Here is a 14,107-nt window from a genome sequence, read left to right on the forward strand (position 1 = left end):
AAAATCTATTTATTTTATAAAAAAGTTAAGAACGTTTGTTTTTTAATGCTTTATTTCGAGCGTTTTCAGTCTCAGTTTACTTTGATTGTGTTTAGAGTTTCCAGTCTCGGTGTTCAGTCTCAGTTTACTTTGAATGCCTTTAGAGTTTTCAGTCTCGGTGTTCAGTCTCAGTTTACTTTGAATGCCTTTAGAGTTTTCAGTCTCGGTTTTCAGTCTCAGTTTACTTTGATTGCCTTTAGAGTTTTCAGTCTCGGTTTTCAGTCTCAGTTTACTTTGATTGTGTTTAGAGTTTTCAGTCTCGGTTTTCAGTCTCAGTTTATTTTTATTGTGTTTATAGTTTTCAGTCTCGGTGTTCAGTCTCAGTTTACTTTGATTGTGTTTATAGTTTTCAGTCTCGGTGTTCAGTCTCAGTTTACTTTGATTGTGTTCGAGTTTTCAGTCTTGGTGTTCAGTCTCAGTTTACTTTGATTGTGTTTAGAGTTTTTAGTATCAGTTTACTTTTGTTTTCTTTAATTTTATTATCAAATTATTGTAAACTATAACTAATCGCAGTTTTTCTTTAAAAACAAAAACGGCCAATAATCATATCAATAATTATCAAATAATAATAAAATAACCACAATCAAACTAAACTGAAAACTGAGACTGCAAACCAATCACCACAATCAAAATAAACTGCTCACTGCAAACTGCGACTGCAAACTGAATACAGCAAACCAATCAACACAATCAGACTAAACTGAATACTGCGACTGCCTAACTGCAAACCAATCCCCACAATCAGACTAAACTGAAAACTGCGACTGCTTACTGCAAACCAATCACCACAATCAGACTAAACTGAATACTGAAAACTGCGACTGCAAACTGAATACAGCAAACCAATCACCACAATCAAAATAAACTGTAAACTGCGACTGCTTACTGCAAACTAAATACTAAAATCTACTTCCTAGGAATCCACTTCACTTCATCAGCTTTTAAGTCAAATGACAACTTTCGTGCCAACACAAAAAGGTAGTCAGAAAGTCGGTTTAGGTATTTAATTGCGATAGGAGCGATGGGCTCATTATGATCTAAATGTACTGCAAGTCGCTCTGCTCGGCGGCAAACACATCTTGCAATATGACAATATGACACGGTAGTATGTCCTCCTGGTAGCACGAAATGAGTCATGGGTGGCAAAGCCCCTTCCATAGTATCGATCTCGTTTTCTAATAGTTCGATATCGCTCTCTGTAATTCCTAAATTTTGTAAACGCAATTCGCCGTTTTTCATCACTTCTTTCTCTGGTGGAGTCGCTAGAATGGCGCCTACAGTAAACAAGCGATCTTGAATTTCGATCAAAATAGTTTTGTAATGCGCATCCATCTCTTGGTCGCGAATAAGTCCTATGTGCGAATTCAACTCGTCTACGGTGCCGTAGCTTTCAATGCGCATGTGGTCTTTAGGTACGCGCGTTCCTCCAAATAATGCTGTTGTTCCTTTGTCTCCTGTTTTAGTATATACTTTCATAATTTTTTATAATCATTTTAGTGGTGGTGTATCGCTCTATTTTAGTGCTACTAGCTGATTTTTTTTCGAAAAAAAACCTTTGTCTGCTTTAAAAAAGCTCGTCTTTAAAATTGCGATTAAGTTGCTGTCATTTTTAAATCCCTTCAAAGATAAACGAATGAATGGGAATGAAAAATTATCATTTTGAATTTATCATAATGCCATAAAAAAAGCCATTCTTTCGAATGGCTTTTAAGTGAAGTAAAATACGTCAGATTAGTATCCGAATATTTCTTCTAGTGACAATTTTTTAACCGCACCTAATTGTTTCAAGTCGTCCATAGAAAGGTTTTTCTCTGAAGCAACAATAGCATAAGTGTATGGTTTTTTTGCAAATTCTTTATTTTCAAATGCAACTACATCACTCATTTGGATACCATCTACAGTCGCATAAGTTTGCTTTCTAATATCATCAGAAAGACCTAACTCCTGTGCTGCTAAATAGCTAAAAATGATGTTGTCTTGCGTGATACGTTCTGTTTCAATGTCTTTTTTAACCTGTGTTTTAGCAAGTGCTAAGTTTCCAGCTAATTCAGGCATATCATTAAGCAATTCATTCATACTTGCCGTAGCATCTTTGAATTTATCTGCTTGGCTACCTACGTATCCAATAAAGTAATATTGATCTTTTTTCTTTGCAGGACTAATATAGTATCCAAAAGTACTATAAGCTAATGCTTTACTTTCTCTAATAGTTTGAAATACAATTGATCCCATTCCGCCACCAAAGTAGTTGTTAAATACATTTACCATAGTGTTTTTCTTTGGGTCATAAGTGTCTGTAGTTCTAATCCATCTTGTTTCTGCTTGTACCATATCATAGTCAGCAAAAAGTACTTGGTTTTCCTGTGGAACCACTTGCTTGAAATCTTTAGCTACTGCTGGAGTAACAAATTTAGCAGGGATCTTATGGTTTTTTTGCAAATCAGATACAAGAGACTTCATGTCTTTTGGTCCGTAATAAATTACTGTTTGCTCGTAGTTGTTGATGTTTTTGATTCTTTCGATCAATTCTGCGGCAGTAATTCCAGCTAATGCATCATTAGACAAGTTGTTATTAAACTTGTTTTTTGCACCGTACATTGCGTAGCTAGTCAATCCAGATAAAATGGCATTTTTATTTAATTTAGCATCATTTCTAGATTTAGTGATTCTAGCAACTAATGCTTTTAAGGCGGCTTCATCAGGTTTTACATTATTGATTACTTCTTCATACAGTTTTACTGCTTTGTCAAAGTTCTCTTGTAATCCCTCAATAGATACGGTAGTGTATTCTTCACCAGAGCTCACGTTAAAGCTACATGCAATTGTGTAAAACTCTTTAGCAATCTCTTCAGATGATTTTTTATCTGTACCTAAATAACTAATGTATTGTGTTGCGATTGCTTGCTTCAAGTCATTTAAAGTTCCCACTTTGTAGCGGTATTTTAAACGGAAAATATCGTTGTCTTTATTGGCAACGTACAATACATTTGCAGCACCTACTTTGCTTTTTTGAATGTCTTTATTAAAGTCAAGAAAAACTGGTTTACTTGCATTGTTTGGCATTGCCTCAATACTTGTTACAAATGTAGATTGTTTGTCAGCATTTGTTGCAACAGGAGTAATAGTAGGCTTTTCGATATTCTCTCTAGTTGCTTTTTCTCCTTTTTTCTTGAATATGGCAACGTAGTTGTTTCCTAGATACTTATTGGCAAAAGCCACAATATCTTCTTTCTTAATTTTAGATAAGTCATTTACATAAGCAACTTGGTCTTTCCAGTCTAACTCAGATGTAAAGGCATCCATTAAATTACTAGCTCGGTCTGAATATTTTTCAGTTTCGTAAATCTTACCTTTTTTGATATTGTTGATAATCGAAGTAATCAATTGGCCATCAAAATTACCTTTTTTAAGATTTTCGATTTCGTTCAATACTAATCCTTTTACCTCTTCAAGCGATTGCCCGTTTGTAGGTGATGCAGATAAGTATAAAATACCGTGGTCAATCAAGGTGTATGTAAATGCGCTTGCATTTAGTAATTTTTGTTGTTTAACTAAGTTAAGGTCTAGCAATCCTGCTTTTCCATTAGTTAAAATTTTACCTACTAAGTCAGCTAATAAAACATCCTTGTCTTTGTTTCCCGGTAAACGGTATCCAAAAGTGATGCTTTCAGCATCTGGACCTACAATCTCTTTGATAATTGGTGCTTCGATAGGTGCTTCTTCTTGAAAAGTATATTTCTCGAATGGTTTCGCTTGCATTTGACCAAAAGTTTGATCAATTTTTGCAATCACCTCATCTGGATTAAAATCTCCCGAAAGAATGATTCCCATATTATTAGGAACGTAGTATTTGTTAAAATACTTTCTAATCTCAACAAGTGATGGATTTTTTAAGTGTTCAACAGTACCTATTGTAGTTTGTAAACCATAGTTGTGTTTTTTGAATAAGCTAGCAAATAACTCTTCAAATACGCGTGTTCCATCGCTGTCAAGTGTTCTGTTTTTCTCTTCGTAAACCGCCTCAAGCTCTGTATGGAAAATTCTAAAAACTGGGTTTCTAAAACGTTCTGCTTGCACGGCTAAGTATTTGTCTAGTGAGCTACTAGGTACATCATCAGTGTACACTGTTTGCTCAAACGAAGTAAAAGCATTAGTTCCTTGCGCTCCCATTGCCGACATCATTTTGTCGTACTCATTTGCAATTGATAATTTACTCGCTACACCTGAGATAGAGTCAATCGCTTTGTAAATTGTCTTGCGCTTTGCATCATCTTTTGTATGGTTGTACTGCTCATATAAATCAGCAATTTTGTCTAGCTCTATTTTTTCTTTAGGCCAGTCTTGTGTACCATATTTGTCAGTACCTTTAAACAACATGTGCTCTAGGTAATGCGCTAGTCCAGTGTTTGTTGCTGGATCGGTTTTACTTCCTGCTTTGATGGCAACATAAGCCTGAATTCTAGGGTCCTTGTTTGTAGGACTTAAAATTACGGTTAGACCATTTTTTAAAGTATAAAAACGGGCCTTTGCAGGATCATTGCTTACGTATTTATAATCGTAACCATTGCTGCTTTCTTTTTTCCACTCAAACTGCTCTTGGGCAGTTCCCGCTACAGTGACAAAAAGAGTTAAGATTCCAAAAATCGTGTTTCTCATTTGATTGTTTGTTAGTTAATTTTGTTGGTTTGTATGTATTAATTTGAATTAGTAGGCGTCATTTCTTTGCGTATATCGCTCTCTACCACACCATCGCGCAGTCTTATCACGCGGTGGGCATATTCAGCAATTTCTTCCTCGTGAGTAACCAGGATTACCGTATTTCCCTGTGCGTGTATTTCGTTAAAAAGGGTCATGATTTCAACCGAAGTTTTAGAGTCTAGGTTTCCCGTAGGTTCATCGGCTAGTATTATCGAAGGCTTGTTTACCAGTGCTCTTGCCACCGCCACACGCTGTCTTTGTCCTCCTGAGAGTTGGTTAGGGTGGTGGTCCATTCGATCGCCTAGCTTCACTTGGTTCAATACCTCTTCGGCTCGGGCGGTGCGCTCACTTTTAGAGTACCCTGCATAAATCATGGGTAATGCCACATTGTCTAATGCAGTGGTTCTGGGCAACAAGTTAAATGTTTGAAAAACAAAACCTATTTCTTTATTTCTAATTTCGGCTAGTTCATCGTCTTTCATCTTGCTTACATCCTTATTGTTCAAAATGTAACTTCCAGAGGTAGGGGTGTCTAAACAACCTAGTAAATTCATTAAAGTCGACTTTCCAGATCCTGACGGACCCATTAAAGCCACATATTCTCCCTTATTGATCTCTAAGTCAATGCCTTTAAGAACATATACAATCTCTTCTCCTAAAGCAAAGTTTCGCTTTATATCGCTGATTTTTATTAATGGATTTGCCATTGGTGTACGGTGGTTTGAATAAAATTATAAGTTTAAAAGTACAAAAGTCTTTGTCAACTACAGTATAAGTAGCAGGAAATTACTTTTTGTTACAGCAATTAATTAAATAATGTTTTCGCTTTCGCAAAAGTACCACTGCTTCAAGGGCTGCTTTTGGATTAAAATGTGTCTATAGTATTCCTTATATAGTAGTCCTAAAAAGCTTGCTCGATAGCGATAAATAGCCGTTTTCATAATTTTAAACAATCCTTATAACATTAACATGTTTAGCTTGAAGTAGATGCAATCGCTTATATATTTGCTTCAGAATAATCAACAAAACAAAATCGAATCATTATGGAAAGTAAAAAATTATTTTTAGGAGTAGCAGCAATAGCATTAGGTCTTACATCTTGTAAAGGTGAAAAAGAAACACAAGCAGAGAAAACAGTAGACAACTATGTAGTATATGTGGACTCATTAGAAAACGTATCTGCAGAAGATGCTACGGCAAACTGGCAAACTATCGAAGCTAATTACGAGCTAAGAAGTAGCCAAGCAGAAACAGCGCTTGCTGACCTAAGAGATGATGCAAAAGCTAAAGAGAAATTAGAAGCTTCTAAAATGAAATACGAAGCGATGAAAGCTAAAATGCAAGAAGCGATGCCAAGCAAACAACAAACAATGAGAAATGCATTATTTGGTGAAGGTAAAGTAGGTGAGGACATGAGTTTTGCATGGGTAAATGCAGCTAACATTCACGAAGTGTACCAGCAGTTTGTGCACACAGTTGAAGATAACAAAGATAGTTATTCTCGTGAAGACTGGGACGAAATTAAAATGATGTATGAAGCCTTAGATAGTAGAAAAAATACTGTTGAAAAAGAAGGTCTTTCATCAGAAGATAATAGAAAAATTGCTGGATTAAAATTGAAATTTGCTCCTATGTATACCGTTAATAGAATGGGTGCAAAATCAGAGGAAATGGATGCAGCAAAAAAATAATTAGGTAGTCAATTCAACAAAAAATGACAGTCAGAGATGGCTGTCATTTTTTTTGTGCTTTATTTTTCAGGTTTTATTCTTTTTTTTATTCGAAAAAACAAAAAACGGTAACTAGGTAATTTTATAAATCGCCATGATGTCTTTTAGTATTTCGTCAAAATCGATTTTTAAGTCAATCAATTTTCCGCTGTGAATGTCAAAGATCCAGCCGTACACTTTTAAGTTGCGCTCGCGATTGGCTTTTTGCACTTCGGCAGTTTTAATGATGTTCATGCACTGCTCTTGAACATTTAATTCGGTCAAGCGTTTGTATTTCTCTTCTTCATCTTCTATGGCGTCCAGTTCTTTTCTATGAATGCGGTACACATCTCTTATATTACGCAACCACGGGTTTAAGATCCCTAGGTCAGATTGTTGCATTGCCGCACGCACACCACCACACCCATAATGACCACACACTACAATGTGGTTTACTTTAAGATGCACCACCGCATAGTTAATAACCGACATCGAGTTGATGTCTGTATTAGGAACCATATTAGCAATATTACGGTGCACAAATACTTCGCCTGGTTGCAATCCCATTAATTCTTCTGCTGTAACGCGACTATCAGAACAGCCTATGTATAAAAATTCTGGTGATTGTCCTTGACCTAACTTATCAAAAAATTCAGGGTCGGTTGCAAGTTGTTTGCTGACCCAACTGCTGTTGTTATCAAAAATTTTCTTGATGTCCATAATAACGTAATTAGTAAAATTATTGTCGAATGATAAAATGCTCCTTAGGTTGTTCTCTTCTAAAAAAAACCAACTGAAAATAATAGCTGTCTACCGTCACCGAAACTTCGGGCTGTTGCTTGATGTGTTCCCATGCTTCTCTAGTCGCTTTGCTTTTATGCAGTTGGTTAAAAACCCAAACGCTGTCGTTAGTACTACTTGGTAGCGTTGTTTTGAAAGCAGTGAGTAGTTGCTGGGTATCACTGTAATTATCAAAGTAGATAAAGTCGTACTGCTGTTGCGCATCCATACGCATGCTGTCTTTTAATGAGGCAGTTGTAAAAGCTACTTTAGTATCCGCTGGTAAAACTGCTTTCATGGTTTCAAGCGGAAAAGTCGCAGCAGCTTGAACGTTTATCTTTTTTGTTTTACTCGAAAGCGCCACTGCAAGAACCGCAAGACCGTCTGTTGCTTCACTGATAAAGCTGTGATCGCAATCAAAGTAGGCATGTAAGCGGTATAAAAACTGACTGTTCTTTTGCGAAAGCGCCGCGCTAGAACGTAATTGTTCGCTGTAAGATAGGCTTGTCTTTAATAGAGTATAGGCGGGCTTTGGCTTTCGATCATAAAAACATTTGGTCAACAAGCTAAACACAAAAGGCGAGTGTACGGCATGTTCATTCTTAGAATGCCATAAAAATTGGAGGTATGATAGCGTAGGGAATGTCATGAAATTCGTTGCTTTTCTATAGGCACAAAGATACCACTATAAATGCAAAAAGGGAACAAGCAATTTTGTAGGAAAAGGATGAATTTTTACTGCTACAAAATAGTATTCAAACATCAAAATAACTGTTAATTTATTTAACATTTATAAGAATAAATCTGCGTATAAATACCTGATTTTTTTGTTTGCTGACGTTTTCTTACTAAAAAACTAATAATTAATAGTAGGTTAATTCTTCTTAAAAATTATTAAAGTAGGAAAATTAATCGACCAAATACATCAAAAACCGCTATACAGCAATTGTGTCCTTAATGTGTTAAAATTTTAAAATAAAGGTTTTTTTTTTAGAATGGGTTTTTAAAATGTACTTAATTTGTAACAAACAGAAGTGTTCTATGAACCCAAACAGACAACTCTTACTGGTCCTGCTACTAGGTGTTTTTTCATTTTCGGCCTTTTCACAGGTCAAAATTGGAGATACACCGTCATCTATTGATGCCTATTCAATACTAGAATTAGAGAGCGACAAACTGGTGTTTGTAATGACTAGAATGACTACTGCTCAAATGAATGCGGTGCGACCAATTGAAGGTGCACTTGTTTACAACACCACCGAAAGATGTATTTACTTATATAAAGAAACTAACTGGAATAGCTTGTGCGAAGCAGGCGTGAAAGTTACCACAGGGAATACTGCGCCAACAGTAGCTACATCTGGAGACTTCTGGATCAATAATGCAGGAACGAGGGCAGTTACTAATATATATGATGGAGCCAACTGGATTGCGATTAATGCCAACCCAAAAAGTGGTGCTGGTGATCCCAACACAAAGACGGGTTTAAATCCTTTAGCAGGAGATATCTATGTGGATGAAACTGCAGGATCGATCTATATTTATAACGGAAGTAGCTGGGCAAACAATACATCAGGAACGACAGTGACAGCTGGTAACGGACTCCAATTAACGACAGCCAACCAAATCGAACTAGGTGGTGCGTTAACAAAGCCTACGGTTTTGCCTACCACAAATACAAACACACTAGCCATAACAGGATTAAGCGCGCCTACTGCAGCTGATAATCATGACTTTGTAGTGGTCGATAGAACTACCGGCGTTTTAAATAAAGTAGCCGCTATTGATGTCTTGCGCGAGGAGGAAATTGTAGTAACAGCAAGCAACGGCCAAGTGCAGTTTTCGCCACCAAAACCAGTAAACAGTAAAAGACAAATAGACGTCTACCGCAATGGCGTGCGCATCGAGTTCAGCGTGGTCAACACCACAACTATCGAGCTAGAACCCGAAGCAACCTGCTATGCAGGGGACAAAATTAGAATAGTACAAGTATATTAAAGAGTAAAAATAATTATAACCCAAATTAACCATTAAATTTTAAAAAAAATGAAAAAAACATTACAAAACACATTAAAAGTAGGAGCGATAGTCGCTTTAATGTTATCTGCAGGAGCAGTTAGCGCACAGCAAGTCGCTGGCGATGTTGCTAAAGCAGAAAATGCTACTGCAGGTAAAGTAGATGGAGCAGTTCGTGTTATAGATAATAAAGGAACAATTAAATATCTACAATCTTCAAACGGTATTACTACATTAACGAATACAACTAATAATGTTACAACGACGACTTGGCAATTAGGAGGTACTTTAGCTAGTGATACTGAAATTAATGCTGCTGCTCAAGAGTTTGCAATTACTTTAGACGGAACTGCGGGTAAATTTACTCTAAACGGAATTCAAGAAGTAACTGATAGTGCCGCATTAGCTATAGATGCCACAACAGGATATACATTGTTAGTTAAGGATGCAGATGGTCAAGTTAAAAAAGTTTTAGCATCTAAATTTGTGACCGCAGGTAGATTTGAAGGCAGCATTCCTACCAAAGGAGAAACAGCTGTTACGGTCAAAGGATTACCGGCAGGTATAGATTTTAACAAAGTCTCTGTTTACAGAAATGGAGCTAAGTTAAGAGCAGTTGGCGATTATAATCTTGGTGATGCTGCTATAACACTAACGCCAAGCAATTCGGATATAGAGTCAAGTGATTATTGGGATACTAATGCCGGAGATGTCATAGAGGTTCAGTGGGTTAACTAATCCACTATAAATTAAATCTATTTCTTGTTTAAAATAAAGAGTTGGTTCATAATTAACCAACTCTTTATTACAAGAGAAAATCACTTTAAGAGCAACTACTTTTAAATAGAAACATCCTTTTTTTTGTTGTTAGTTAAAAAGCACTTACTTTTCTCTTTTTTACTTTATGTTTATTCTTTGTGCAGTCAAGCAGTGCACAAAAAGTTACCGTAATCAATCAAAAAGGGACAAAAGCGACTGTTATAGATGCTACAATAAAAGCGATTAATTTTTATAATAAAGTGGATTGCCAAAAAGAAGCTAATAAAGCACCCTACTAAAATTTTCAAGACGATAGCGTCTTGTGAAAAGACTACAAGTTTACCATGAAAAAGCTAGTATTTTTCCTTGTCTTATTTAACGCCTTACCTTGTGTATACAGCCAAACAGCGTTCCACAATTCAGGAAACATACAAATGCACGCTAATGCGCAAGTGGGTTTCCATACGAATGTGATCAACGATGGTACTTTTAACAAAAATGAGGGTAGCGCAGGATTTTATAATCTAGATCAAAGTTTAATTGTATCTGGAACAAACAAGATGATTTTTAAAGATGTGACCGTCGAGGTTTTTGACGATTTATTTTTGTCTACATCTATGGGGGTTACTAACGACCTCATTTTAAGCATGGGCCTTGTTAACACACCTACAACTGATAAGTCGGTTAGCCTGGATTTTCTAGACAACCGCATGTATGTGGGTGCAGACGACAACAGACACGTTGATGGGTATGCCTTAGTTACTAATAGCGGTGAGTTTACATTTCCCATAGGTAACGCAGGATTTCTACGACCTATGATTTTACCTAATTCCCTTAGAACAGGAACGTTTAAAGGAGCCTATTTTAAACTAGATCCTAATTATCCCAATACTGCAGCTACTCCTACGGATTTTACCACAGCTTTTGATACCAATGCTAAGGACATTACTTTAACAGCTGTGAACACTGAGGAATTTTGGGATCTCGACGGCAGCGATGTGACTTCGATAAAACTGACTTGGGATAAAAATAGCAACCTAGGAGCGCTCACTCAAAAAATCAATGATTTGCGTGTTGTGGGTTGGAGTAATGATTTCGAGATTTGGGTAGACCTCGGAAACGCAGGTGCAGTAGGTGACATAAACAGCGGATTAATACAATCGACGCCGTTCATAGCTGATGAATTCGAAGTTATTACCATAGGAACTGGTAAAGCCGCGGAAAATATTGTCTTTGGAAATTATGGTATTTCGCCTAACGGTGATGGAGTCAATGATACCTTTAAAATCAAGGGCATAGAAATAAGCCATAACAATACCTTACGTATCTATAACCGCTGGAGCTTACTGGTTTATTCAAAAAATGACTATGACAACTCATGGGAAGGTTTCTCAGATAATAAATTGAATGTAAAACGTGAGCTAGGGCTTCCAGATGGAACCTATTTTTATGTTTTAGACTTTCATGATTTAGGAATCTCTTGGCAAGGATGGGTCTACGTAAAACGTTGATGCAGGACTGTAAAAAAGTTACTCAAAAATTAAAAGACCGCTCTCGAATAGTTACATTTACCATAATATAATTACAGTTACAATGCCACACAAAAAACTATTTCTTTCACTATTAGCACTACTCTTTTTGCAAATTACTGTTGCGCAAAAGGTCATTGCTATTGACCAGAAAGGAACAAAAGTAACCGTTATAAATAATAAAGTTACTGACTCGGTGAAACCACACGCAAATCCAAATTCGAATGATGTTTGGTTTGATACTAGTACAACCCCCACTGCAGTCAAAATCTATGATGGTACCACTTGGTTGATTATGGAACACAAAGGGACAGAAGGGTCTTTGTTTTTTGCAGCAAAAAATGGTTTGCCAACGGAGGATAATTCCCAATTGTTTTGGAATGCAGCTAATAATAGGTTGGGGGTAGGAACAAATTCACCATCAGATAAATTGACTGTTAATGGATCTGTCTCGTCAATGGGGATTTTTAACACTGGTGCGATTTCCAATAGTGGTTTATTTACCAATGGTGCGGGTATTAATAATACGGGAACTATAACAAATACTGGAGCGATTACTAATAGTGGTCTATTGACTAATAATGCTGGGATTGTTAATACTGGTGGTATCACTAATATAGGACGTATTAAAAATGATAATGGAGCTGTCGGTACGCCTTCGTACTCTTTTACGGATGATACTAATACAGGAATTTATCGTCCTGCAGAGGATCAGCTAGCTTTTTCTACAAAGGGAACACAGGCTCTGTTTATTGATGCAGCCCAGCAAGTTAATTTTTTAAAGAATGTTCGTTTAGCGGGCAAATTATTGGATGGTAGCAGTTTATCCGGAACTGCAGGTCAAGTGCTAACTTCTACAAGCTCAGGAACCAAGTGGCAAACCAATACTAACTGGTTGATTAGTGGAAATTCAGGCACAACGGCGAGTAATTTTTTAGGAACAACGGATAACGTTAAGATGACTATACGCTCTGATAATTTGCCTATGTTAGAATTTGGGCGTAGAAAAACATTAAATTTGACTGCTAATTATCCTGATTATAGGGATGACAGTCAACCTGTTGTTTATGTACGCGGAGATACTATTAGATCTGCTTTACAGTTTGCTGCAGATGGTGCATCATTTTATAAACCTATGTTTTACACTGTAAAAAATGGTAGCTTTAGATTAAAAGGTAGTGCTGGAGGAACAGATATGTTTGAAATAGGTTCAGCTGGCTCCAACAATAATGGGCGATTGGAGTTTATTGTTGGTGATGATGGTAAAGAACCTATGATTTTTAGCAGATATGAATTCAGACCAACTAGTCAAGGTCTTAAGGAATTTTTTCGGGTGCAAGGTTCCAAAGACGCTGAAAATGCTAAGACAAGATTTGGTATTAACTTGAATCCTACCTCTGTGCCTTTAGATCCAACATACAATACTGATGATAATGGTGCAATAGCCAATTCCACCTTTCAAGTAAATGGGTCTATTTCTAATTCTATAATTGATACAGGTACGTCTACGACACTCACACTGAATGAAGATCATTACGCAATTATTTTAAAAGATAATTTTCGTCAAATAATTACACCAGCAGCTGATAGCTCGAAAGGAAGAATTTATGTCATAAAAAATCCTACACTAAGAGATGTCGCTATTTCGTCTTATAAAAATAATATAAACGCTAACTCGAAGGTAATTGCTTCTGGTACAACTTTATGGATTCAAAGTGATGGTACTTACTGGCAACAAATTTCACCTGATGGAGGGAGTAGTGGCTCAACTGTTAAATCTGGATCGTTTATTATTGAAGGTCCTTTTACCGCTAATCTTGTTAATAGTTCTAATGCAGTAGTGGGTAAATATAGAACAATTCCACTTCCAAATTTTAAATTTAATCCATCTCAAATAACCTTCACTACAAATAGTACTGTTGATAGTGAAAATATGGCAGCAGTTACAGATAGTAATGCAAATAGCTTTGGAAATAGTACTGGGTATTATAGCAACGATAATGGAACTATTAGCCAGCAGTTCAGTTTTTCAGGAGGGAGTAACAGAGTTTATGGTAATGCTTATTATATTGCACCATCTAGCTATGCTTCATCTTCATATTGTATTGGTGTTGTATATTATGATTTGTATGGGAGAGAATATGGGAGAATAAGTGCTAGAGTAAGTGCTACAACTAGTACTACTGTGACTCTAGAAGTGTTTTATGTTGAAGGCAATAGCGGTGGGCAAATTTACAATAAAAAACTTTTGGTTTTATATACTGCTAACAAATAGAATTGTATAATGTTGTCGTTTTTAGTAGGATTACATTATTTTGATAGCTAATTTATTTTAAGTTTTATAATAGTCTTACAAACCGATTATATTAATGCACTGTTAAGTTGATGTAAATCATGCTTAACCCTTCAAATCTCCCTTGCTCACAGCCTTTAACTCATTGGAAAATATATTGTTAAGCGATCAATAATACAAATTAATCCTACTTAAAATTTGGAGTTGGCTTCGATGTTTTATAAATTGAGATAATTTTATAGAAATTAAGTATTGTAAATCAATTAATTACATTTTATTATTTG

At 36.2% G+C, this 14,107-nt stretch carries 10 protein-coding genes; 5 read left to right on the forward strand and 5 right to left on the reverse strand.

What is annotated here, in order from left to right:
- Positions 1-945 precede the first annotated feature (945 nt).
- The 3 genes from HNQ00_RS12300 to HNQ00_RS12310 all read right to left on the reverse strand — a co-directional run bounded on the left by HNQ00_RS12300 (position 946) and on the right by HNQ00_RS12310 (position 5,444).
- Positions 946-1,515: a cob(I)yrinic acid a,c-diamide adenosyltransferase gene (locus tag HNQ00_RS12300; RefSeq protein ID WP_173838801.1), complete on the reverse strand. Its 570-nt coding sequence runs from the start codon at positions 1,513-1,515 to the stop codon at positions 946-948.
- Positions 1,516-1,770: 255 nt separating this feature from the next.
- Positions 1,771-4,695, reverse strand: coding sequence for a M16 family metallopeptidase (locus tag HNQ00_RS12305; protein ID WP_173838802.1), 2,925 nt, complete (start codon positions 4,693-4,695; stop codon positions 1,771-1,773).
- A gap of 38 nt (positions 4,696-4,733) precedes the next feature.
- Positions 4,734-5,444 (reverse strand): ABC transporter ATP-binding protein, encoded by a 711-nt coding sequence (locus HNQ00_RS12310; protein ID WP_173838803.1) that lies wholly within the window; start codon positions 5,442-5,444, stop codon positions 4,734-4,736.
- 336 nt (positions 5,445-5,780) lie between these two features.
- Between HNQ00_RS12310 and HNQ00_RS12315 the strand changes: the two genes are divergently transcribed.
- The gene (locus HNQ00_RS12315) at positions 5,781-6,428 is read left to right on the forward strand and encodes a DUF6565 domain-containing protein (RefSeq protein WP_173838804.1); all 648 of its coding nucleotides are present in this window, start codon (positions 5,781-5,783) and stop codon (positions 6,426-6,428) included.
- Positions 6,429-6,539: 111 nt separating this feature from the next.
- Here HNQ00_RS12315 and HNQ00_RS12320 read toward each other — a convergent pair whose 3' ends face one another.
- Together HNQ00_RS12320 and HNQ00_RS12325 are read right to left on the reverse strand one after the other, a co-directional pair.
- Complete coding sequence (locus tag HNQ00_RS12320; RefSeq protein ID WP_173838805.1) at positions 6,540-7,166, reverse strand: carbonic anhydrase; 627 nt, start codon at positions 7,164-7,166, stop codon at positions 6,540-6,542.
- A gap of 19 nt (positions 7,167-7,185) precedes the next feature.
- The gene (locus HNQ00_RS12325; RefSeq protein ID WP_173838806.1) at positions 7,186-7,875 is read right to left on the reverse strand and encodes a hypothetical protein; all 690 of its coding nucleotides are present in this window, start codon (positions 7,873-7,875) and stop codon (positions 7,186-7,188) included.
- A gap of 392 nt (positions 7,876-8,267) precedes the next feature.
- On the opposite strand from HNQ00_RS12325, the gene HNQ00_RS12330 reads away from it, so the two are divergent.
- The 4 genes from HNQ00_RS12330 to HNQ00_RS12345 all read left to right on the forward strand — a co-directional run bounded on the left by HNQ00_RS12330 (position 8,268) and on the right by HNQ00_RS12345 (position 13,805).
- Positions 8,268-9,224, forward strand: a complete 957-nt coding sequence (locus tag HNQ00_RS12330) for a hypothetical protein (RefSeq protein ID WP_173838807.1) — start codon at positions 8,268-8,270, stop codon at positions 9,222-9,224.
- 48 nt (positions 9,225-9,272) lie between these two features.
- Positions 9,273-9,980 carry a hypothetical protein gene (locus HNQ00_RS12335; RefSeq protein ID WP_173838808.1) on the forward strand — a complete coding sequence of 236 codons (708 nt, stop codon included), beginning with the start codon at positions 9,273-9,275 and terminating at the stop codon, positions 9,978-9,980.
- Between the two features lie 365 nt (positions 9,981-10,345).
- Complete coding sequence (locus tag HNQ00_RS12340; protein ID WP_173838809.1) at positions 10,346-11,512, forward strand: gliding motility-associated C-terminal domain-containing protein; 1,167 nt, start codon at positions 10,346-10,348, stop codon at positions 11,510-11,512.
- 82 nt (positions 11,513-11,594) lie between these two features.
- A complete protein-coding gene (locus HNQ00_RS12345; RefSeq protein WP_173838810.1) occupies positions 11,595-13,805 on the forward strand; it encodes an autotransporter outer membrane beta-barrel domain-containing protein in 2,211 nt (736 codons plus the stop codon).
- Positions 13,806-14,107 lie beyond the last annotated feature (302 nt).

Origin of the sequence: Flavobacterium aeripolare (assembly GCF_013294025.1) — a bacterium.
Taxonomy (GTDB): Bacteria; Bacteroidota; Bacteroidia; order Flavobacteriales; family Flavobacteriaceae; genus Flavobacterium.